We start from the raw sequence: 21,686 nt of genomic DNA on the forward strand, positions 1-21,686 counted from the left end.
CCACCACTCGTACTGACTCTGAGGTCTGACGGCCCATCAGCTGTGCGGAGTTGCGGTGACGGTAGTAACGGGTTCTACAAGTCGCAAGAGGCACGGGCCCGCCAATTGCCCGCACGACCCTTGCGGGCATCGAGCGGCCCTCAGCACACTACTCACAGAACTAGAACGCGTACTAGTTCCGCTGAGCCTCCCGGAGAGGACCCGCACCCATGGCTGCCGAACCCGTGATCGTCGAAGCCGTACGCACCCCCATCGGCAAGCGCGGCGGCGCGCTCGCCAATCTGCACCCCGCCTACCTCCTGGGCGAGACCTACCGCGAGCTCCTCGGCCGCACCGGCATCCCCGCCGATTGCGTCGAGCAGATCGTCGGCGGTACGGTCACCCACGCCGGCGAGCAGTCCATGAACCCCGCCCGCACGGCCTGGCTGACCATGGGCCTCCCCTACGAGACGGCCGCGACGACCGTGGACGCGCAGTGCGGGTCCTCCCAGCAGGCCTCGCACATGGTGGCCAACATGGTCGCGGCCGGGGTGATCGACGTCGGCATCTCCTGCGGGGTGGAGTCGATGTCGCGGGTGCCGCTGGGGTCGGGTTCGAAGCACGGGCCGGGCAAGCCGTTCCCCGACGAGTGGAACGTGGACCTGCCCAACCAGTTCGAGGCGGCCGAGCGCATCGCCCGCCACCGGGGCCTGACCCGCGAGGACGTCGACGCGCTGGGCCTCGCCTCGCAGGAACGGGCCGCCCACGCCTGGGCGGAGGAGCGCTTCAAACGAGAGACCTTCGCGGTCCAGGTCCCCACGACCGAGGAGGAGCAGCACGCCGGGCAGGGCATGTGGCGCCTGGTCGACAAGGACGAGGGCCTGCGCGACACGACGGCGGAGGCGCTGGCCGCGCTGAAGCCGATCATGCCGACGGCGGTGCATACGGCGGGCAACTCGTCGCAGATCTCCGATGGGGCGGCGGCGGTCATGTGGGCGTCGAAGCGGATGACCCGGGCGCTGAAGCTGAGGCCCCGGGCCCGGATCGTGGCCCAGGCGCTGGTGGGGTCCGACCCCCACTTCCACCTCGACGGCCCGATCGACGCGACCAAGGCGGTGCTGGGCAAGGCCGGGATGTCCCTCAAGGACATCGACGTGGTGGAGATCAACGAGGCGTTCGCGTCCGTGGTGCTGAGCTGGGCGCGGGTCTTCGACCAGGACCTGTCGAAGGTGAACGTCAACGGCGGCGCGATCGCGCTCGGGCACCCGGTGGGAGCGACCGGGGCCCGGCTCATCACGACGGCGCTTCACGAACTGGAGCGCGCGGACAAGGAGTTCGCGCTGATCACGATGTGTGCGGGGGGCGGCTTGGCCACCGGCACGATCATTCAGCGGTTGTAGACGTCCAGTTGACGAACGTGGTGAAGGCGGCGGGATCGAGGGTGAGCATCGGTCCCGCCGGGTTCTTGCTGTCGCGTATTGCGACGGTGGCGTGCGGGGTTTCGGCGATCTCGACGCAATCGCCGCCTTGGTCGCCGCTGTGCGCGGACTTACGCCAGGCCAGCGTGCCGATCGGCGCGCATTCGACGCATTCGCCGCCTTGATCGCTGCTGTAGCTGGACTTACGCCACTGAGTCTCCGCCGGAATCGCGATGCTCGCCATAGCGTTCCTCCATCACTCGCCGGATCAACTTCGCCGAGTCCCTGAGGGAGAGCGCGGCGGCCTGTAGATGATCGTAACGGAGCGAGCAGTCCTTGACGGTGTCCGGATTCGCGGTGGGGTGCCCGCTGCCATAGCCCTCGGTGTAGACGATGGCCGGGTCGCTCGCGAAGCGGAAGAGGGTGAACGAGCCTGTAAGCCCCGCATGTGCTCCGGCCGAAAAGGGCAACACCTGGACATTGATCCGAGGGTTGCTGTCGAAGGCCAACAGGTGCTCCAGTTGACCGCGCATGGTCTCGGGACCGCCGATCTCCTGATACAACGCGGCCTCACTCAGCACTATCCAGAAGACCGGCGGCTCCTCCTTCTCGAAGATGCGCTGACGAGCCAGACGAACAGCAGTCCGGTCGTCGAGGTCGGTCCGGTCCAGCGCGCCGAGTGTGTCTCGCGCGTACGTGCCAGCCTGGAGCAAGCCGTGCAACATGCCCATCTGAAACGTACTGATCTCCGTCGCTCGCGCCTCCAGCTCCGCCACCTGCTGGAACCAAGCCGGAAGCCGGCTACGCAGCACCAGCTCGACCAGCCGGGAGAACATTCCGTCCGTTCCCAGCGCCGCATCCGCCCGTTCGCTGAACTCCGGCGTCGGAAGCTTCCTGGCCGTCTCGATCTGGCCCACCAAGGAGCCGGTGTAGTTGAGGATGTCCCCCAACTGCCGCTGCGTCAGCCCGGCGGCCTCCCTGTGCCGCCGCAGCTCGTAGCCGTAGTAGTCCAGCGGAGAAGCACCCGGGTCAAGGGCGTTGATGTGGGTCACGGCAGAAGCCCCTCTCACGCAACTCGGTCCACAACGGAACCAGTTGTATCCGTTCCGTAGCCGAGGGTAGTCACCGCACGTCAGCCTCGTCCTGTGAACGAATACATTCCCGCCCAGTACGCGATGCGCCTCACCGCCGGTGAACACGCCCCCGCCATATCCGCCGTATCGTCCGCTCGTTCCTCGGCGAGTGGGACATGCCCGAGCTGTCGGACGCCGTCGAGCTGGGCGTGACCGAGCTGCTCGCCAACGTCGTACGGCACGTCCCGGACCGCCGCTGCGCGCTGCTGTTGCTGCGGCAGCGCACCGGCGTACGGGTGGAGGTCACGGACGGCAGCGATGAACTCCCCCGCACGCCCGCCACGCCGGACCCGGACTCCGAGAACGGACGGGGACTCCTCCTGCTCGACGCGATGGTCGACAAGTGGGGCGTGTCGGTGTGGCGCGAGGGCGGGAAGACGGTCTGGTTCGAGTGCGAGGCACCCGTGCCGGGTCAGAGCGGGGTCGCCGCCGTGCACGCCCACGGCAGCCGGGAGATCAGCCAGCCGTCGCCCAAGGGGGCTCCCTCGGCGGTGAGCAGGGTCCCCGAGCGGACTCGTACGGCATCCAGCAGTGCCGTACCGCGCAGTGCGGGAGCCTCGGACAGCGCCTGCGCGAGTGCCGTGACGGCGGCTCTCACCCGGCGTGCCGCGCACATCTGGGGGTGGACGGCCCACACCTCGCGGTCCGATGCCGCGTGGCGCAGCTGAGCGAAGGAGACCAGCCCGCAGTCCGTAGGGACGAGGACGGGGCCCGCGCCCCGCACGAAGCGGGCGAAGCGGTCCTGCGATGCCAGCACCGCCAGCGCGCCACCGGGGCCCGGCGCGAGTCCCGCCCGCTCGGCCTCCTCTCCGACCGCGCGCGCGAGAGCCACCCAGCCGGGCTCCTCGTCCTGGGCGATGGCGAGGGCGTTCACCCCCAGGGCCAGTGCTCCTTCGACGATCCTGCGGGCCAGCACGTCCCCGTCGGGTGCCCAGCTCAGCGCGGGAGCGCCGGCCCGTACGAACGGCATCAGACAGGGCAGCCCCGCGGCCTCGTACACGGGCAGGGCTCGGCGGGCCCCCGCCGCGTCGGTGTGGCCGACGACCGCCGCGTAACCGTCGGCGGCGACAGTACGGGCGACCCCCGGCGTCTCATCATGTACATCCCATTCTGCGGCCTCCGGGCGGGCGGCTCTGACCCGTTCCAGATGGCCGAGAAGGGTCGCCCCCCAGTCCGTACGCGGACCGGTCAGCGGTGCGACGACGGCGACTCTCGGTCCGGCCATCGGCTCATCCCCAGATCAGCGAGTCGTTGCTCGCGGCCACGGCCAGGGCCTCGGTGCCGTTCGTCGTGGTGCTCGGCGCGCCACCGAGGACGAGGGCCGTGGCGAGCACCGCGAACAGGCCACGGAGCAGAAGAGAAGAAGCAGACATGAGGGGTCCCCCTGGATTGTCGTCCGAAAGGTCGTCGTCGCGACGGTCGTCGAGTGTGTGGTCAGCGGCGAACGCCGGGGGCTCAGCATGTGATGGCGAGGCCGTTCGCGGCTACGGCGACGGGAGTTCCGGGACCGGTCATGGCCAGGGGCGGACGACGGCCGGGGCGCGGCGCAGGGACCGTCCGGCAGTCCGTATAACGGACGGTGGCTTTTCCGATGGCCGGACCGTTCCTAAGATCCCCGACGGAGCGTCAGGGGGACGGCGCTCGTGAATCAGTAGGGGGACGATTCCACATGGACGCACGCGCCCGAGCGCAGGAGCTCTACCGGCTCGCTCTCGACAACGCGGCCTGGTGCCCGGAGACCCTCACCGAGAACCGCGGCTGGAGCGGGACGGAACTCGCCGAGGCGCTCCGGCTGCTCGGCGAACTCGGCCTGTTCGTACCGTCCTCGGACAATCGCAACGGCTGGACGGCGCTCGCCCCGGACACCGCGCTGCGCAAGCTGCTCCTCGACGAGGAACGTCACACGAACGCCCTGCTGACCACCGTCCGACAGACACGCTCCTCGCTCGCCCGGGTCTTGGCGGACTTCCAGCCGGTGCACGCCCGCGACCTGGCCTCCGCGCAGATGGAGGTGGTGAATGGTATGGCCAATGTGTCTGCCGTCCTGGAGGACGCCTCGCGGCGGGCGGAGGAGGAGGTGCTCTCGCTGCATCCCGGCCGCGCGCTGCCCGCCGGGATGGTCGAGGCGGGACTCGAACGCGACCGGACCGTGCTGGGCCGCGGCGTACAGATGCGTACCGTCCATCTGAGCTCGGCGGCCGCCGCTCCGCACATGGCGGCCTATCTGCGGCGGCTGAACGGCGCGGGCGCCCAGGTCCGCACCGCGCACACCCTGCCGCTGCGGCTGATCGTGGTGGACCGCTCGCTGGCGATCGTGCCCGCGTCCCAGGCATCGGACCAGGAGATCGCCGCCGTCGTGCTGCGGGGCGAGACGCTGGTCGGGGTGTTCCGGGGGATCTTCGAGCACTGTTGGGCCAGTTCCGCCGTGCTGACCGAGTCCGCGACCGACAGCCCCGAGGGCGACTGGCACCCGACCGGCCGCCACCGCGAACTTGTGCGGATGCTCGGGGGCGGACTCACCGACGAGGCGATGGCCCGCAAGCTCGGGGTCTCCGAGCGCACGGTCCGCCGCCTCGTCTCCGAGCTGACCGAACGGTTAGGAACGGCCAGCCGATTCCAGGCTGGTGTCTGCGCTGTCCGGCTCGGCTGGCTCGACGACTGACGTCTGCCGCGGGGCGGCTGCGCTACGGCCCCATGCCGTGCCCGCGAGCACGAGGAGCGCGCCCAGCAGCCCTGGCCATCCCGGCCGGTCCCCGGCGAGTGCGATTCCGAAGACGGCGGCCCACACCGGCTCGGTGCCGAGCAGCAGGCTGACCCGGGAGGGCGATGTCCGGCGTACGGCCCACATCTGCACGAAGAACGCGAACAGGGTGCAGAACGCCGACAGGTAGAGCAGTCCGAGCCAGTCCCCGGCGTCGAAGTCCGCCGCGGCCGCCCACGGGGTGCTGCCGGTACCGGGCGCCGCGAACAACAGCGCGAACACCATGACCGCGCTGCCCAGTTGGGCCGTGGTCATCGACATCGAATCCGCACCCTGCACCGACCGCATGCGCGACATCGCCAGGACGTGCACGGTACGGGCCACGGCCGCGCCCAGCATCAGCAGATCACCGAGGGACGGTGCGCTGAACCCGGCGCCCTGGGTGAGGAGCAGGACACCCAGCACCGAGAGCCCCGCGGCCGCGATGAACGACCGGGAGGGCCGGGTGCCGGTGAGCCGGCTCTCCGCGAGCGGCGTGAAGATCATGGTGAGGCTGATGATGAGCCCGGCGTTGGTCGCGGAGGTGTGCACGACGCCGTACGTCTCCAGGAGGAAGATCCCGGAAAGGATCAGCCCGAGGACGCCGGCGCCCCGTATCTGTGCTGCATCGAGCGCCCGCAGCTTGCGCCACCCTGTGACGACCAGGACCGGCAGCACCACCCCGAATCGCAGGACGAGCACGGCCAGGACGGTTTGGGTTGTGGTGATGTCCTTGGCAGCGAGGTAACTGGAGCCCCACACCACCGCGACCAGCAGGACGGGCAGATCGGTCAGCCAGGCGCGGCGGGCCGCGTTGACGCTCATGTGGGACTCCTAAGGCGGCGGACGATGAGGTGTGCAGCTGGAGCGGCGGCTCAGCGCGCGGTGTAGGCGATCACCAGGACGTCGCGGTGAGCGGCGAGTTCGGGGTCCACCGGCCGCACCGGGGTCACCGAGTGCAGCGTGCGGCGGTCGTCGCCCAGCAGCAGGTCACCGGGCTCGGACAGGGTAACCGTGAGCAGGTGCTCACCCTCGTCGGAGTAGACGCCGCTCTCACCGCCGGTGACGTTGCTGCGGCCGATCAGCAGCGAGGTGATGAAGGTGACGCCGTCACGGTGCCGGCCCTCGGGCGCCGGCTGGCCCTGCTGATCCGCGGAGGCGCTGATGCGGTACGGGTGCAGTTTCACGTTCCACGACTCGGTGCCGTCGACGGCGGTGAAGATCCGGCCGAGTTCGACGAGGACAGAACGCAGCAGCGGGTCATCGACGAAGGACTCGGTCAGCGGGTCGAACACCCGCTCGACGCCGCCGTTGAGCGGATTGATGTCCGACTCCTGACGGTACGGCGCGTGCGGAAGCAGGGTGAGTTCGCCCTCGACCGGGTCGACCTCGAACTGTCCGTAGCGACGGAACCGGTACGTTCCTCCGTCGGCCATGTACGTGTCGAGGGTGAGCTCGTCCCAGTGGGCGGCGAAGCGCGCCCAGTCGGCGGCGCCGACACCGGCCAGCGCGGAGAGCTGTGCGGCGGGCATCAGATGACCGCCGGGCCCGGCAAGAGCGTTGACGGCATCGACGGCGGCGGGGTGCTGGATGGCGGCAGTGGTCACGGCGTACTCCAGGGGGAGGAGAGAGGACGAGGGGGCGACGCGGGGGGGGAGCCGATGAGAAGGGCGGGAGGGAACCATCAGACGGCGGCGAGAACGGCCTCCGCCGCGGGGACGAACGGCGCCGACTCCGCGTTGATCGCCCGCTCCTCCCACTGCTCCCGGTCACGCAGATACAGCGGTGATCCGACGGCGATGGAGCGCGTGTCGGCGCCGCCGGTGCGCAGCCGCCAGGCCACGGACCCGGTGGTGCGGGCCGCGCAGGCGTCGATGAACACCTGGGCCGCGAGACGCAGTTCGCCGAACCAGCGGCCCTCGAGGGCCTCCCGTGTCCAGACCTGTTCCAGGTGCCGCTTCTCGCGGATGAGTTCGGCGCCCAGGCAGGCGCTCTCGATGTGCCGGTAACTGCTGAGCAGGAGCCAGGCGGCGGGCATCTCACGGATTTCGAGGACCTTCTCGCCGTGATCGAGGTGCTCCAGGCCGGAGTAGCGGCCGAGTCCGTACGCGCCGACCCGCCGGTTGAGCCGCTCGACCAGACCGGTCAGCGGCAGCGGTTCTCCGTCGAGAGCAACGGGCAGCCCGTGCTCGAAGGTGACGGTCAGGGTGTCGGTGTCACCGGGGCGGGCGGTCGGCCGGCTCCAGGTGTACATCTCTTCGGGGACCTCGTGGAGTTCAGGGTCGTCGAGGATGCCCGACTCGAACTCGCGGCACCACAGGTTGGAGTCGCCGCTGACGATCCGCCCGGCGAGCAGATCGATGCCGGCGGCGCGCAGTTCGACGAGCTTGTCGTCGCGACTGACGGGATCGAGATCGTACGGGCTGCCGAACGCGCCCTCGTAACCGAGCAGTGTCAGCGCCCCGTTGAGGCGGCGCAGGGTGTTCTGGGAGCGGTTGGCGGTGTGCAGGACGGCCTGCGCACCGAGCGCACGGGCCAGTCCGACCGCACTCTGGGCGATCAGTGGGCGGCTCAGCGTGGAGCTGACGGGGTGGATACCGAGGTAGACGGCCTGAGCGGCGATCGCGGGAGCCACGTACCGGTCGGCGAACTCGGCACGCCGGTCGAGGATGTGGATCGTCGCGCCGAGCGCTTCGGCCACCTGGCGTTTGTAGGTGCTGGACTCGTCCTCTCCGATGTCGACGCTCACGGCGTGCACCTCGCGGATGCCCATCCGCCGCAGCCGCAGCAGCAGATACGAACTGTCGAGTCCGCCGCTGAACAGCGTCACGACGGGGCGGCAGGGGTCCAGGGAGTCGAGCTGCGAGAAGGAACGTATGAGCGGGGAACGCATGGCCTCTTCACCTTCTGTACTGGTCACGGGGAGGAGACTTCCGTCCCGGGAAGCGCTCGACAACGGATTCCGGCGTCCGTGCCCGGCCATGACCGGTCCCGGAAACGCCGCCCGGGTGCCGGCCTGCCGCAACGAGCTCTGGCCCAAGTCGGCGCGGGCGAGTACGCGGCGGCCCGAGAGAGCGCTTTCGACGGTTTCCGGCACGCTGATCCAGCTGGTGCGTGCGTCAGCCGACGGAACTGGTCGAGCGGCCGGTGCTCGGATCCGCCGCCCGGGACGCCCGGCGCGCGGCGGCGGTGCCCGCCCGGGGTCCGGACAGCAGATACGTCAGCGCGAAGCCCGCCCCGACCACCACCGCTCCCCCGGCCGCGTCCAGCACCCAGTGATTCCCGGTTGCCACGATCGAGCAGCCGGTGAGCAGCGGATGCAGCACCCCCAAGGCCTTCACCCACCACCGGCGCGCCAGCACGGCGATCACGACGCCGCACCACAGCGCCCAGCCGAAGTGCAGGGACGGCATGGCCGCGTACTGGTTGGTCAGGTGCGTGAGCGTGCCGTAGTCGGGCTGGGAGAAGTCCTGGACGCCGTGGACGGTGTCGATGAAGCCGAGGCCGGGCATCAGGCGCGGCGGGGCCAAGGGGTAGAGCCAGAAGCCGGCCAGGGCGAGCAGCGTGGCGAAGCCCAGGGCGGAGCGGGCCCAGCGGTAGTCGCCGGGGCGGCGCCAGTAGAGGACCGCGAGCACGGCCAGCGGGACCACGAAGTGGAACGACGTGTAGTACTGGTCGAGGAAGTCCCGCAGCCGGTCGATCCCGACGACGGTGTGGTTGGCCCAGCGCTCGATGTCGACACGCAGGACGCGCTCGAGGTCGTAGACCTGCCTGCCGTGCTCCTCCGCCTCCGCGCGCCCGGCGGCGTTGCTGCCGCCGCCCGCGGCGAGGCGGACCTGGGAGTAGGCGGCGTAGGTGACGCGGAGGAGGAGCAGCTCCAGGAGGAGGTTCGGCCTGGTGAGGGCCCGGCGCAGGAACGGCACCAGCGGCACATGGCGGAAGCGGGCCGCGGCGGCGGGTGCGTACGCGGCCGGTTTCGGCGACCGGTAGAAGGGCGAGCCGCGGGGCAGGAACGGCACGGCGGTGGCGGCGGCGAGCGCGGCCAGCAGGACGACGTTGTCCCGCAGCGGGTGGAGGGCGTCCATGTCCGGCAGCAGCATGCCCGCGGGCAGCGTCATGACCAGGACGACGGCGGCCGGCCACACACAGCGGTCGCCGGCGCGGGTGCCGGTGATGCCGACGACCGCGAGCAGCACCCACAGCAGCTGGTGCTGCCAGGCGGTGGGTGAGACGACGATCGCGGCGCAGCCGGTGATCGCGACGGCGAGCAGCAGCCGTCCGTCGTCGAAGTACCGCACGGCCCGGCGCAGGGCCAGGACGGCGACGGCCGCGCCGAGCGTCAGGAAGAGCGCGATCTCCAGGGGGCCGGTCAGGCCGAGCCGGAGCAGGGCGCCGTGCAGGGACTGGTTGGCGAGGTCGTCGGCCCGGCCGCCGAGACCGGCGCCCGCCAGGTGGTGGACCCAGTAGCGGTGGGAGTCGTGCGGCATCGCCGCCCAGGCGAGTCCGGTGCCGGCGGCGAAGGTGACGCCGGTGGAGAGGGCGGCGCGTCTGCGGCCGGTGAACCACAGGAGGGGCGCGAAAAGCAGCAGCGTCGGCTGGAGCGCCGCCGCGAGGCCGATGAGCAGACCGCTGGTGCGCTGGCCGCGGGCGGTGAAGCAGCCGAGCAGGACGAGCAGGACCGGGATGATGCTGGTCTGGCCGAGCGAGAGGGTGTCGCGTACGGGCAGGGACAGCATCAGCAGGCTGACGGCGACGGGCGCTGCCAGCAGTGCCGTGCGGCGGCTGACCGGCTGGGGCAGGGCGCGGGCGGCGATCAGCCCGAGGGCGACGACGAGCAACAGCGTGCCGAAGGTCCAGCCCCAGCCGAGGGCCTGTTCGGCCGAACGGGTGAGGGGCTTGAGGACGAGCCCGCCGAAGGGCGTGCCCGTGAAGCGGGTGGAGTCGTACAGCGAGCCGTTCACATGCAGGACGCCGTTCGGCCCCACCCAGGTCTCCAGGTCCGTCAGCCGCTCACCACGCGGGGTGGCGAGGACGGCGGCCACCTGCCGGGCGGCGAGGAAGGCTGCGATCAGCCACAGTCCCAGGCAGGCCACGCGCAGGCGTGCACGGGTCCTGCCGACGGCAGTCGCTCCGAAGGCTTCCGTCGGTCGTCCGCCGCGCTCCGCATTCGCCACGCCTCGCCGACCCTCTACCCCTTATGCCCTCTTCGTCCGGTTGACGATAGTGCGCGAGGCTTGCGGCTGCCTCTCGTGACGCGAGAAGGATCACATCAAGATCTCATGGGAACCACTCCCGGGCGGGCATACGTGCCTGCACAGCCAGCGTTTAGATGCATGCTGCAACGATAGGCATACCGCCCGTGATCGGGCATTTGCCGCCTATCGTCGCTTGTTCGGCCCGTTCGACAGCGCCGCCGCGCGGACCGTGTTCCCGTCCCCGTCGAAAGGTAGGCGAGCGAGTCTTGTCGAGTGCCTCATTCGTCGCCCCCGCGTCCCTCGCGAAGAGCCGCAAGGCGAAGGCCCCCGACCCCACCGTCACCGACCCCGCGCTCGTCAAGCGCGCCGTGAAGGCGGCCGCGCTGGGCAACGCGATGGAGTGGTTCGACTTCGGCGTCTACAGCTACATCGCGGTGACGCTGGGCAAGGTCTTCTTCCCCTCGGGCAACCCCACCGCCCAGCTGCTCTCCACGTTCGGCGCCTTCGCCGCGGCCTTCCTGGTCCGCCCCCTCGGCGGCATGGTCTTCGGCCCGCTCGGCGACCGCGTCGGCCGCCAGAAGGTCCTCGCCGTCACCATGATCATGATGGCGGCCGGCACCTTCGCGATCGGTCTGATCCCGTCGTACGCGACGATCGGTGTCGGCGCGCCGATCCTGCTCCTGGTGGCCCGGCTCGTGCAGGGCTTCTCCACCGGCGGCGAGTACGCGGGCGCCTCCACCTTCATCGCCGAGTACGCCCCCGACAAGCGGCGCGGCTTCCTCGGCAGCTGGCTGGAGTTCGGCACGCTGGCCGGCTACATCGGCGGCGCGGGCCTGGTCACGATCATGACCGCCCTGCTCTCCGCCGACGACCTGACCTCCTGGGGCTGGCGCATCCCGTTCCTGATCGCGGGCCCGATGGGCATCATCGGCCTCTACCTGCGGCTGCGCCTGGAGGAGACCCCGGCGTTCGCGGCCGAGGCGGAGAAGGCCGAGAACAACCGCCCGAAGACGCCGCTGCGCGAGATGGTCACCGGCCAGTGGCGCGCGCTGCTGCTCTGCGTCGGCCTGGTGCTGGTCTTCAACGTCACCGACTACATGCTGCTGTCGTACATGCCGAGCTACCTGACCGGCCAGCTCCACTACGACGAGACGCACGGCCTGCTGGTCGTCCTCGGCGTGATGGCCGTGATGATGATCGCCCAGCCGTTCGCCGGCGCACTGACCGACCGGGTCGGCCGCCGCCCGGTGATCGCCACCGGCTGCGCGGGCTTCCTGCTGCTGTCCGTCCCGGCCCTGCTGCTGATCCGCGAGGGCAGCCTGCTCGCGGTCGCGCTCGGCATGGGCGCCCTCGGCATGCTGCTGGTCTGCTTCACGGCCTCGATGCCCTCGGCGCTGCCGGCGCTGTTCCCGACGAAGGTCCGCTACGGCTCGCTGTCGATCGGCTTCAACGTCTCGGTGTCCCTGTTCGGCGGCACGACCCCGCTGGTGGTCACGGCCCTGATCGGCGCGACCGGGAACATGATGATGCCCGCGTACTACATGATGGCCGCAGCCGTGATCGGCGGTTTCGCCGTGTGGCGGATGACGGAGTCGGCGGGGCGTCCGCTGCCCGGCTCGGCGCCCTCGGTGGCGGGTCGACACGCCGAGTGAAAACCCGCTGACAGCGACCCGCGCACCAACTATCTTCGTCAGCGCCAGTAGTTAGGAATGCTAACTATGCTGACGAAAGGTAGCGGCGCATGAGCGAGTCGCACGTCTGGGACGAGGTCGACGCCTACTTCACCACCCACCTCGCACCGGACGACGAAGCCCTGGCGGCCGCGCTGCGCGACAGCGACGCCGCCGGGCTTCCGCACATCAACGTCGCGGGAAACCAGGGCAAGCTCCTCCAGCTCCTCGCTCAGATCCAGGGCGCCCGCCACATCCTGGAGATCGGCACGCTCGGCGGATACAGCACCATCTGGCTGGGCCGCGCCCTGCCCGCCGACGGGCGGCTGGTCTCCCTGGAGTACGACCCGCGGCACGCCGAGGTCGCCCTCCGCAACCTCGCCCGCGCCGGCCTGGACAAGCAGGTCGAGGTGCGGGTGGGTCCGGCCCTGGAGTCGCTGCCCAAGCTGGCCGACGAGAACCCGCCCCCGTTCGACCTGGTCTTCATCGACGCCGACAAGGCCAACAACCCGCACTACGTGGAGTGGGCGATCCGGCTCACCAGCACCGGCAGCCTCATCGTCCTCGACAACGTCGTACGGGGCGGCCGGGTCGTCGACGCGGACAGCACCGCCCCGGACGTCACGGGCACCCGCACCGCGATCGAGCTGATCGCCGCCCACCCGAGGCTGAGCGGCACCGCGATCCAGACGGTGGGCATGAAGGGCTACGACGGGTTCGCCCTGGCGCGCGTACTTGCCTAGGTGTATTGATTCGCAGGGTTGTTGACGCGGGTCAATACACCCAGGACCTCGCCGGGTCGTGGCTCCCACGCCCGTCGAGTGTCACGACATGGTCGGCCGCGTCCAGGCCGGACCGCTCATGGGTGACCAGAAGCATGGTGCGGCCGCGGGTGGCGTCGAGGATGTCGGCCAGCACGGCCCGGGCGGTGTCCGGGTCGAGGCCCTCGGTCGGTTCGTCCAGGACGAGCACGGGCGGGTCGGCGAGCAGCGCGCGAGCCAGCAGCAGGCGCGTGCGCTGACCGCCCGACATGGTGGTGCCGTCCGGTCCCAGATACGTCTCCCAGCCCTCGGGCAGCGACTCGATCCAGTCCAGGAGCCGGGCCCTGCCGGCCGCCGCCCGCAGGTCGGCGTCGGTGGCGCTCGGTCGGGCCAGGAGCAGGTTCTCTCGGACAGTGGCCCGGAAGACGTACGCGTCCTGGGTCATGCCGGTGATCACACGCCGGACGTCGGCGCCCGCGCAGTCGCTCAGTTCGCGCCCGCCGACACGGATGCTGCCTGCCTCGTACGGGACGAAACGCATGAGCGCGGCGATCAGCGTCGACTTGCCGGATCCGCTGGCGCCGACGAGCACCACCCTGCGGCCCGGTGGCACGTGCAGGCTCACGCGGTCCAGGGCCGGCGGCCCACCGGGGCGGTGGCGGACCCGCAGGTCCGTGATGTCCACGCCGAGGGGGCCGTCGGGCATGGCGAGAGGCACCGACGGGTCGATGACCGGGGGCGGTGTGTCGAGGAGTTCGGCGAGCCTTCGCGCGCAGACCCGTACCGCGGCGAGGCGGCGGGCGGCCTCGGGCAGCGGCGTCAGCGCCTCGAAGGAGACCAGCGCCAGGACCGCGAGGACGGTGAGGTGCACGGCGGCCAACTCTCCGGCGGCTTGCGCGCGCAGCGCGAGCCAGGTGACGCCGACCGTCGTCCCGCCCTGGAACAGCAGCACCGTTCCGGAGGCCAGCGAGGTGGTCACAGCCCCCCGGCGTTCGAGCGCTGCGATCCGCGCGGCGGTGTGGCGGGCACGCTCGTGCCCTCGGCCCCGGGCGCCGTACACGGTGAGGTCCGCCGCCCCCCGGGTCAGGTCGACCGTCAACGCGGCGAGTTCGGCGCGGGCCGTCTTCTCCTCCCGGCCGGCGCGGCGGGACAGCTTGAGTACCAGGGCGGGCACCAGGAGGCCCGCCACGGCCAGGAGCAGCCCGAGCAGAAGGCCTGCCGACGGCAGCAGCGCGGTGGCCGCCGCGGTGGCGGTCGCGGCGACCGCGCAGGCCGCCGAGGCCGGGACGAGGACCCGCAGCAGCACGTCCTGGGCGGCGTCGACGTCGTCCACGAGGCGGGTCAGCAGGTCGCCGCTGCGGAAGACGGGGGTGCCGGCCGGGGCGAGCGGCACCAGTGCCTCGTATACCCGGGTCCGGAAACCGGTGACGGCCCGCAGGGCGCCGTCATGACCGAGCAGCCGGTCGGCGTAGCGCAGCGCTCCGCGCCCCAGGGCCAGGGCGCGTACGGCGACGATCGCGACACTCACGGCGGCGAGCGGCGGTTGCTGTGCCGCGCGGGTGATCAGCCAGGCGGCGGTGGCCATCAGTGCGGCCGTGGCGAGTTCGCTCGTGGCCGAGGCGAGCACCGCGGGCACCAGCTTGCGCCAGTACGGAAGGAGATGCCTCAGGAGCCGGAGGGTGGGTCCGCGGCCGCGCGTGGCGAACGCGCCGGCGGCCCTGCTCGGCATCGGCTTCGGACTGCTCTGAGTCGATGCCTCGGATGATGCAGAGCGTGCGGAGGGTACCCGGCCGAGTGCGACGCCCGCGGCACGACCGGGCGCCCACCCGGCGGCCTCCGCGCCCCCGCTGATCTCCGTGGCCCTGCCGGCGTCTGCGGTGTCGCCGGCCTCTGTGTGAGAGTCGATCACGGGGTCCGGTTCCTGACGGGGCATCGAGTCACCGGCCCGTCCGCTGCGGCTGCCGGGGCGGCAGAAGGCTGCCCGCCCGTAGCGTGACGATCCTGTCGGCGTGCGGCAGGAGGCTCGTGCGGTGGGCGACCACGATCGACGTCCGGCCGCGCATGAGGTCGGCCGTGGCGCGCGTGACGGCGGCCTCGCTCTCCGGGTCGAGGTGGGCGGTCGGTTCGTCCAGCAGCAGCACGGGAGCGTCCTTGAGGAAGGCGCGGGCCAGAGCGACGCGTTGCCGCTGCCCGGCGGAAAGCCCCGAACCGTGCTCGCCGAGCCGGGTGTCGTAGCCCTGGGGCAGCCCCTCCACGAACAGGTCGGCGGCGGCTGCACGGGCCGCCCGGCGTACCTCGGCGTCGGTCGCGTCGGGCCGTCCGAGGCGGATGTTGTCGGCGACGGACGCGGCGAACAGGTGCGGTCGCTGCGGTACCCACGCCACCTGCGCGTGCCATGCGCCGGGCGCGATGTCGGCGAGGCCGGTGCCGCCGATCATGACGCGGCCCGACGCGGGGGTGACGAAGCCGAGGAGCAGCGAGAGCAGCGTGGACTTGCCCGCGCCGCTCGGACCGACCAGGGCGATGTGCTCGCCGGGGCGCACGCGGAGGGAGACGCCTCGCAGGGCGGGCGTGGCGCGGCCCGGATAGTGGACCGTGACGTCGTCGAGCCGCAGGTGTGCGGTGCGGGCGTCCGGGGCCGGGGCTGTGGGGCGCGTACCGGCCGGCTCCGCCTCGTCGAGGATCTCGAAGACCCGCTCGACGACCGCGATGCCCTCGGCGCTGTCGTGGAAGGCGGCGCCCGCGGCGCGGAGCGGAAGACAGGCCTCGGGGGCGAGGAAGAGGACGATCAGTGCCGTACGCAGGTCCGTCTCACCTCCGAGCAGGCGCAGGCCGACGGGGACCGCCACCAGCGCCACGGAGAGCGTGGCGACCGTCTCCAGGACGAAGGACGACAGGAACGCCACCCGCAGCGTCCGCATCGTCGCCCGCCGGTGTGCGTCCGCCATCTCGCCCACCACCCGGGCCTGGTGCCCCTCGCGGCCGAACGCGCGCAGTGTCGGCAGTCCGGCCAGCACGTCCAGGAAGTGGCCGCCCAGCCGCGCGAGCAGCCGCCACTGCCGGGCAGTGCGCCGCGCGGTGTGCATCCCGACCAGCGCGCCGAAGACGGGAATCAGCGGCAGCGTCACGACGACGATCAGCGCAGAGGCCCAGTCGGTCCACAGCAGCCAGCCCACGACCGTCAGGGGCACGACCACGGTGGCCGCCATCGTGGGGAGATACCCGAGGACGTACGGGTCCAGGGCGTCGAGGCCGCGGGTGAGCAGCGTGGCCGTCTCGCCGTGCCGGTGGGCCGCCGACCGCAGCGGGCCGGTCCGCTCCAGGTGACCGGTGACGCGGTCCCGCAGCGTGCGCTTGGCGTCGGCGACGGCACGCCGGGCGAGCACTCCGCGGGCCCAGCCGAGCAGCGCGCGCAAGGCCGTGACGACGGCGAGGGCGGCCAGCGGCGCGGCCCCCGGCGTCCCCGCGGCGAAGCCGGCCGCGAGGGCCGTGGCCAGCAGCGTCGCCTGGGCGACGGTGAGCACGGCGCCCAGCAGCGCCAGCGCCGCGGCGGACACCCTGTGGCGTCGCAGCACCGCCACTTCCCGCAGCAGACGGCGTTCGACCTGCTTCATCCTGGTGCTCCCTCGTCGTGTCCCGTCGCCCCGTGGTCGCCGCGGCTCAGAAGTACCGGGGGTGGCGTCGGCCGGTCCGCCCCCGGAAGGCCCACCAGCTCCAGGTCTGGTAGGCGAGGATCACCGGGATCAACACGATCCCGAAGACGGTGAGGATCCTGAGCGTGGCGCCGTCCGTGACGGCCTCGCCGACGGTCATCCCCGGCCCCGAAGAGCTGATCAGGACGTACGGGTAGTGGCCGGCCCCCACGATCGGCACGGGCAGCATCGTCGCGCAGCAGGTCGCGGCGAACGCCCGGCCGTGCCTGCCGCGGCTCAGACACCACCAGGCGCCGGTGAGCGCCATGCCGAACAGGGCGGTGAGGGCGGCCGAGGTACCAGGGTTCGTCAGCGCCGCGCCCGCCCCGAACAGAGTCAGCAGCACCGGAAGGAGGGCAGCCGCCCCGGCCGCCCGCAGCAGGCCGGTGCCCAGCCGCTGTGCCTCCGAGGCGAGAGCGGGAGCCGAGCGCAGGGCCACGAACGCCGCCCCGTGCGCCGCGAAGAGAGGTACGACGGTCACGCCGCAGGCCACCACGAACGGCGTGAACACGTCACCGAGCGCGATGTGGAAGCTCCCGTCGGCCCGGCGGGGCACGCCGTGCAGCAGCAGGCCCAGGAGGAGTCCCCAGCACAGGGCGGGCACCGCCCCGCCGAACACGATCAGGGCACCCCACCGCCGGCGGCCGCGTTCCGTACGGGCGCGCCCGCGCAGCTGGACCGCCGCGTTGCCGAGGACGAGGCCCACCAGGATCGCCACGATCAGCGGGTACAGACCGGGCAGCAGGGTGCCTTCCAGGTGCGGGAAGGCACCGAACAGCACGCCCGCGAAGGCGACCAGCCAGACCTCGTTGCCCAGGAAGAACGGCGCGACGGCCTCCAGGGCCGCGTGGTGGCCGGTGCGCTCAGGGTCCCCCCGGTCCCGGCCGCCCAGGAAGGGGTGCAGCATCTGTACGCCGTAGTCGTAGCCGCCGAGCACGAAGTACCCGGCGAGGAGCAGGCCGAGGAGGGCCAGCCAGCAGGTCTCCAGACTCATCTCTCTCAACTTCTCTTCACAGCAGGTGAGTTCATTTCTTCGCGGGTGCGTCGGACCGGGTCAGAAGGCGGGCAGTGTCCGCTTCTCGCCGGCCTCCCCGGGCACGTCGGCGGCGAGCGGCTCGGTTGCACCGAGCTGGGTGGCGACCGGACCACGGCGGGCGAAGCGGGCGATGAGGGTCCAGTTCGTCACCGTCAGCCCCATGAAGACGGCGATGAAAAGGGCGCAGGACACGGCCAGCGAGGCCCTGCTGACGGGGGAGAGCGCGTCCTCGACCTTCAACCGGCCGTAGACCAGCCAGGGCTGACGCCCGACCTCGCGGACGACCCAGCCGCCCACGGAGGCGACGAAGGGGAACGGGATCAGCGCGGTCATCAGGTGAGCGAGAGGACGCCAACGCACCAGCAGGTCCTTCCACAGCAGGAAGACGGCGACGAAGGTGACGGTGGACACGGTGTTGCCGATGATCGTCATCACGTCCGTCGAGAGGTGCATCCAGCCCTGCGGTGGCACGTAGTCGCCGGGCCCGTACCGCTCGACGAGCTGCTGCCGCAGTGCGGCGACGCCGTGGTCGTCGAGGACGGCCGCCTTCATCGGCTGCGTCCGCCGGATCACCGGGAGCTGCATGTCGCCCACGACGATGACGAAGAAGGAGGCGAGCATGGCCACCCACGTCCCCAGCCGCAGGGAACCGCGGAACAGGTCGGCCTCCTCGGTGCCCCGGACGAAGTGCCAGGCGCTGATCCCGGCGACGAACACGCCGCCCGTCGTCAGCGCGGCGAGGGTGAGGTGGGCGAGCGCGACCAGGGTGCTGGGGTTGGTCAGCAGCGCCCCGAAGTCGGTCAGGTAGGCGACGCCGTCGCGGACTTCGTAGCCGACGGGGTGCTGCATGAAGCCGTTGGCGACGAGGATCCAGTACCCGGAGGCGTAGGCGGTCAGGGCGACCAGCCAGATGAGCGTGACGTGCGTGCCCTTGCGCAGGTGGCCCCAGCCGAAGATCCACATGCCGAGGAAGGTGGACTCGGCGAAGAAGGCGATGAGCGTTTCCAGTGCCAGTGGGGCGCCGAAGACGTTGCCTGCGAACTTGCTCAGGCCGCTCCAGCTGAGCCCGAACTGGAACTCCATGACGAGGCCGGTGACGATGCCGACCGCGTAGTTGACGACGTAGAGCTGGCCCCAGAAGCGGGTCATCCGCTCCCGGACCTCTCTGCGGGCGGGGTCGCGGGTGTACGCGGCCCGGGTGTGCATGACCGCCACGAGAGGGACGAGCCCCATGGTGAGGATCACGAACAACCAGTGAATACCGGTCGTGGCCGCGAACTGGAGTCTGGCCAGATCCACCGAGCTCATGGTGCGACCTTCCTGGGGGCATGCCTGACGGGAGCGGGGAGCGGCGGTTGCGCACCGGCCCCGTCGGAGACCGTAGGAAGAAACCTCTTATGCGTTCCAAGACCACTTTCGCCATGTGATGATGACCTGGAAGGCATAAGTCGAGGTGAACATGGACCTACTGCAGTTGCGCTACTTCCAGGTCGTCGCCCGTTACGAGCACATCAGCCGCGCCGCTGAGGAGTTGCGCGTCGCCCAGCCCTCCCTCAGCCGCACCGTCGCGCGCCTCGAGGCCGAGCTGGGCGCCCCGCTCTTCGACCGGCAGGGCCGCCGCATCAGGCTCAACCAGTACGGCGCGATGTTCCTGCGGCACGTCGACCGGGCCCTGAGCGAGCTGGAGGACGGCCGCAGGGCCCTGCGCGATGCCCGCGACACGGGGCTGGGCCGGGTCACGGTCGCCTCCGAGACGCTGCTGACCATCACTCATGCGCTCGGCAGCTTCCGGGCGGCCCATCCCCGAGCCGACGTACGGCTCTATCAGTCGACCGCGCAGGAAATGGACCGCCGGCTGCGGGCGGGCGAGGTCGACTTCTGTGTCGCCTCACAGCCGCTGACCGGCACCAACCTGGAGTCGGTCGAGCTGACCCGCGAGGAGGTGCTGCTCGCGGTGCCGCCGGGGCACTGGCTCGACGGGCGGGAGAGCGTGACGATCCCGGAGATCGCCGACGAGCCCTTCGTCACCACTCGCCCCGGGCACTGGCAGCGCGCCCTGCTCGACCGGCTGTTCGCGGCCGAAGGTCTCACGCCGGTGCTGTCCTGCGAGGGCGACGAACCGGGGGCCAGCCAGGACATGATCAGCGCCGGCCTCGGCATCGGCCTCATTCCGGCCATGTCCCGCCGCGCCGGTACGGAGTCGTTGGTCCCCGTGGGCTGGGTGCACCTGGACGCGCCCGACTGCCACCGGGTACTGACCTTGGTGTGGAGCCGTGACACCTATCTGTCCGAGGCAGCCCTGCGATTCAGGCGGTTCGTCACCGCACGGCCCTTCATGGAGCACCGCCTGCCCGACCCGCGCCGGGGGCGCGGGGCGGCGGGTTCCTGACCCGGGGGCCTCGCCGTCACACCTCGTGGTAGAAGCCCACGTTGACGCTGCGCGGGGCGGTGCGGTCCTGGATGATGATCTCGCCGCTGCCGCCCCTGGGCAGCGGGACGGTGCCGCCGTAGGCGAGGGGCTGGACGTACTCGCCCAGGGTCAGCCGCACTTCGGAGGACGGGTCGGGCTGGGAGCCGCGCAGCCAGGTGAGCTGCCAGGTCCCCTCCGGCCCGCACAGGAACTCCAGGTGCACGCGGGAGACGAACAGCCAGTCGTCGGGCGTGCTCAGCCGGCACACGGACTTGTCGCGGCCCACCCGCAGCACCGCGCCCGGCTCGCTCGGCGCGTCGGCCATGAGCATGCCGGCCGTGGCTCCCGCCTCCGCCTCCGCGACGGTGGCCATGGTGAGTTCGAGCACGTGCGCTCCTTGTCCGAGACGTCCTGGTGGGACTGCAAGCCCGCCGAATGATAGAACGCCTGGCCGCACGGTGTCCGGCACAATGGCTTCATGACCGAGCGGAAGCCACCAGGCGTCGACTTCGAGTCCTGGGTCGACAAGCAGATCCGTGACGCGGAGACGCGCGGGGAGTTCGAACGGCTGCCGGGAGCGGGCGAACCCCTCCCCCGAGACATCGAGAGCACCTACGACGAACTGTGGTGGGTCAAGCGGAAGATGGCCCGCGAGGGCTTCTCCGTCCTCCCGCCCACGCTGGCACTGCGCAAGGAGGCGGAGGACGCGCTGGAGGCCGCGCTCGCGGCCCCCTCGGAGCGGATCGTCCGGAAGATCATCGGCGAGATCAACGACAAGGTCCGCGAGATGATGTTCAAGCCGCCGCCCGGCCCCCCGCTGGGAAAGAAGCCGTACGACGTCGAGGACGTCGTACGGCAGTGGCGGGAGCGCCGGGCGGAGCACTGACGACCGGGGGCTTCACCCCGGATCACACGTGCAGCAGCCGTTCGGCCAGCTCGCGGTAGTCCTTCAGGGCCAGCCGGAGCTGCTCGGTGTCGGCCGACGACACGGACCTGCCCTCGCCGCCCTCGACGGACTGCCAGGAGTGGCGCAAGGTGCGACGGCGCTGCGTCACGGCCTCGGTGAAGCGGGCCGCGATCTCCTCCAGCACGTGGTCGGCCTCCTCGACGGCGGCCCGGGGCCCGTCGACGAACCCGGCGACGGCGTGCTGCAACTGCGAGCCGAGCTTGTCGGAGTCGTCGTGGGCGAGGAGGTGGGCCCGGTTCTTGGCGGAGCCGACCTTGTCGGGGCCGGTGCCGTGGTCGCCGCGGGGTGCCTCGGCGCCGAGCCGGTCCGTGTCGTGCCGGTCGGTGCCGGGCAGGTCGGAACCGTGCCGGTCGGTGCCGGGCAGGTCCGTTCCGTGCCGGTCGGTGCCGGGCAGGTCCGTACCGTGCCGGTCGGTGCCGGGCAGGTCCGTACCGCGCCGGTCGGCAGCGGGTATGTCGGCGCCGTGCGCCGCCGCGCGGTCCGCGTCGGTGCCGTGCGGGGCGCCGCGGTCGGTCTCGATGCCGCGCGTGGCGCCGCGGTCCGCGTCCAGGTCCCGGGCCGTGTCGTGGTCCGTGCCCGGCGCGTTCGTGCGGTGGCCGGTGCCCAGGGCGCTCTCGCCGCGGGCGTCCGGCGTGTGGTCGTCCGGGGTGTGGTCGCCCGGCGGTCGGGTCATGTCGGTCATTGC

Annotated in this window: 20 protein-coding genes and 1 pseudogene; 7 read left to right on the plus strand and 14 right to left on the minus strand. The window is 71.5% G+C overall.

Features of this window, described 5'->3' with window-relative positions; all coding sequences use genetic code 11:
• Nucleotides 1-209: 209 nt before the first annotated feature.
• Nucleotides 210-1,379, plus strand: coding sequence for a steroid 3-ketoacyl-CoA thiolase (locus QOL88_RS11495; protein ID WP_097216350.1), 1,170 nt, complete (start codon nt 210-212; stop codon nt 1,377-1,379).
• On the opposite strand, the gene QOL88_RS11500 is transcribed toward QOL88_RS11495, so the two are convergent.
• Nucleotides 1,363-1,641, minus strand: a complete 279-nt coding sequence (locus tag QOL88_RS11500; RefSeq protein ID WP_097216351.1) for a DUF397 domain-containing protein — start codon at nt 1,639-1,641, stop codon at nt 1,363-1,365. The genes QOL88_RS11495 and QOL88_RS11500 overlap by 17 nt on opposite strands.
• Entirely contained in the window at nt 1,601-2,449 is an 849-nt protein-coding gene (locus QOL88_RS11505; protein ID WP_097216352.1) for a helix-turn-helix domain-containing protein, read from the minus strand. The genes QOL88_RS11500 and QOL88_RS11505 overlap by 41 nt, the downstream gene beginning before the upstream one ends.
• A 123-nt stretch (nt 2,450-2,572) precedes the next feature.
• Here QOL88_RS11505 and QOL88_RS11510 point away from each other — a divergent pair.
• A pseudogene (locus tag QOL88_RS11510) lies at nt 2,573-2,925 on the plus strand (ATP-binding protein); the annotation flags it as partial.
• A 17-nt stretch (nt 2,926-2,942) separates the two neighbouring features.
• Here QOL88_RS11510 and QOL88_RS11515 read toward each other — a convergent pair.
• Both QOL88_RS11515 and QOL88_RS11520 read right to left on the minus strand, forming a co-directional pair.
• Entirely contained in the window at nt 2,943-3,755 is an 813-nt protein-coding gene (locus QOL88_RS11515) for a type 1 periplasmic-binding domain-containing protein (RefSeq protein ID WP_179878712.1), read from the minus strand.
• A 4-nt stretch (nt 3,756-3,759) separates the two neighbouring features.
• Nucleotides 3,760-3,903, minus strand: coding sequence for a hypothetical protein (locus QOL88_RS11520; RefSeq protein ID WP_179878837.1), 144 nt, complete (start codon nt 3,901-3,903; stop codon nt 3,760-3,762).
• A 296-nt stretch (nt 3,904-4,199) separates the two neighbouring features.
• On the opposite strand from QOL88_RS11520, the gene QOL88_RS11525 reads away from it, so the two are divergent.
• A complete protein-coding gene (locus QOL88_RS11525; protein ID WP_097216353.1) occupies nt 4,200-5,192 on the plus strand; it encodes a helix-turn-helix transcriptional regulator in 993 nt (330 codons plus the stop codon).
• On the opposite strand, the gene QOL88_RS11530 is transcribed toward QOL88_RS11525, so the two are convergent.
• From QOL88_RS11530 to QOL88_RS11545, 4 genes are all read right to left on the minus strand, one after another.
• Nucleotides 5,127-6,095: a DMT family transporter gene (locus QOL88_RS11530; protein WP_097216354.1), complete on the minus strand. Its 969-nt coding sequence runs from the start codon at nt 6,093-6,095 to the stop codon at nt 5,127-5,129. The two genes, QOL88_RS11525 and QOL88_RS11530, sit on opposite strands and share 66 nt — an antisense overlap.
• A gap of 50 nt (nt 6,096-6,145) precedes the next feature.
• Nucleotides 6,146-6,877, minus strand: coding sequence for a 2OG-Fe dioxygenase family protein (locus QOL88_RS11535; RefSeq protein ID WP_257027717.1), 732 nt, complete (start codon nt 6,875-6,877; stop codon nt 6,146-6,148).
• 77 nt (nt 6,878-6,954) lie between these two features.
• Nucleotides 6,955-8,163, minus strand: a complete 1,209-nt coding sequence (locus QOL88_RS11540) for an argininosuccinate synthase-related protein (RefSeq protein WP_097216356.1) — start codon at nt 8,161-8,163, stop codon at nt 6,955-6,957.
• Between the two features lie 226 nt (nt 8,164-8,389).
• Nucleotides 8,390-10,444, minus strand: a complete 2,055-nt coding sequence (locus tag QOL88_RS11545; RefSeq protein ID WP_097216357.1) for a bifunctional glycosyltransferase 87/phosphatase PAP2 family protein — start codon at nt 10,442-10,444, stop codon at nt 8,390-8,392.
• Between the two features lie 287 nt (nt 10,445-10,731).
• On the opposite strand from QOL88_RS11545, the gene proP reads away from it, so the two are divergent.
• Together proP and QOL88_RS11555 are read left to right on the plus strand one after the other, a co-directional pair.
• Complete coding sequence (proP, locus tag QOL88_RS11550) at nt 10,732-12,117, plus strand: glycine betaine/L-proline transporter ProP (protein ID WP_097216358.1); 1,386 nt, start codon at nt 10,732-10,734, stop codon at nt 12,115-12,117.
• A gap of 89 nt (nt 12,118-12,206) precedes the next feature.
• Entirely contained in the window at nt 12,207-12,878 is a 672-nt protein-coding gene (locus tag QOL88_RS11555) for an O-methyltransferase (RefSeq protein ID WP_097216359.1), read from the plus strand.
• 31 nt (nt 12,879-12,909) lie between these two features.
• Here QOL88_RS11555 and cydC read toward each other — a convergent pair whose 3' ends face one another.
• The 4 genes from cydC to QOL88_RS11575 all read right to left on the minus strand — a co-directional run bounded on the left by cydC (nt 12,910) and on the right by QOL88_RS11575 (nt 18,932).
• A complete protein-coding gene (gene cydC, locus QOL88_RS11560) occupies nt 12,910-14,625 on the minus strand; it encodes a thiol reductant ABC exporter subunit CydC (protein WP_097216360.1) in 1,716 nt (571 codons plus the stop codon).
• A 208-nt stretch (nt 14,626-14,833) separates the two neighbouring features.
• Nucleotides 14,834-16,510 (minus strand): thiol reductant ABC exporter subunit CydD, encoded by a 1,677-nt coding sequence (gene cydD / locus QOL88_RS11565; RefSeq protein ID WP_097216361.1) that lies wholly within the window; start codon nt 16,508-16,510, stop codon nt 14,834-14,836.
• A gap of 46 nt (nt 16,511-16,556) precedes the next feature.
• The gene (gene cydB / locus QOL88_RS11570; protein WP_283445888.1) at nt 16,557-17,582 is read right to left on the minus strand and encodes a cytochrome d ubiquinol oxidase subunit II; all 1,026 of its coding nucleotides are present in this window, start codon (nt 17,580-17,582) and stop codon (nt 16,557-16,559) included.
• 60 nt (nt 17,583-17,642) lie between these two features.
• Nucleotides 17,643-18,932: a cytochrome ubiquinol oxidase subunit I gene (locus QOL88_RS11575; RefSeq protein ID WP_097216362.1), complete on the minus strand. Its 1,290-nt coding sequence runs from the start codon at nt 18,930-18,932 to the stop codon at nt 17,643-17,645.
• A gap of 151 nt (nt 18,933-19,083) precedes the next feature.
• Here QOL88_RS11575 and QOL88_RS11580 point away from each other — a divergent pair, with 151 nt between their 5' ends.
• Nucleotides 19,084-20,013: a LysR family transcriptional regulator gene (locus QOL88_RS11580; RefSeq protein ID WP_097222943.1), complete on the plus strand. Its 930-nt coding sequence runs from the start codon at nt 19,084-19,086 to the stop codon at nt 20,011-20,013.
• Between the two features lie 16 nt (nt 20,014-20,029).
• Here QOL88_RS11580 and QOL88_RS11585 read toward each other — a convergent pair whose 3' ends face one another.
• Nucleotides 20,030-20,422 (minus strand): FHA domain-containing protein, encoded by a 393-nt coding sequence (locus tag QOL88_RS11585; protein ID WP_097216363.1) that lies wholly within the window; start codon nt 20,420-20,422, stop codon nt 20,030-20,032.
• Nucleotides 20,423-20,512: 90 nt separating this feature from the next.
• Here QOL88_RS11585 and QOL88_RS11590 point away from each other — a divergent pair, with 90 nt between their 5' ends.
• Entirely contained in the window at nt 20,513-20,920 is a 408-nt protein-coding gene (locus QOL88_RS11590; protein ID WP_097216364.1) for a DnaJ family domain-containing protein, read from the plus strand.
• Between the two features lie 22 nt (nt 20,921-20,942).
• Here QOL88_RS11590 and QOL88_RS38830 read toward each other — a convergent pair whose 3' ends face one another.
• Nucleotides 20,943-21,683 (minus strand): hypothetical protein, encoded by a 741-nt coding sequence (locus tag QOL88_RS38830; RefSeq protein ID WP_373559276.1) that lies wholly within the window; start codon nt 21,681-21,683, stop codon nt 20,943-20,945.
• Nucleotides 21,684-21,686: the final 3 nt, after the last annotated feature.

The sequence above is a fragment of the Streptomyces sp. Ag82_O1-12 genome, from assembly GCF_900182715.1.
Lineage (GTDB): Bacteria > Actinomycetota > Actinomycetes > Streptomycetales > Streptomycetaceae > Streptomyces > Streptomyces massasporeus.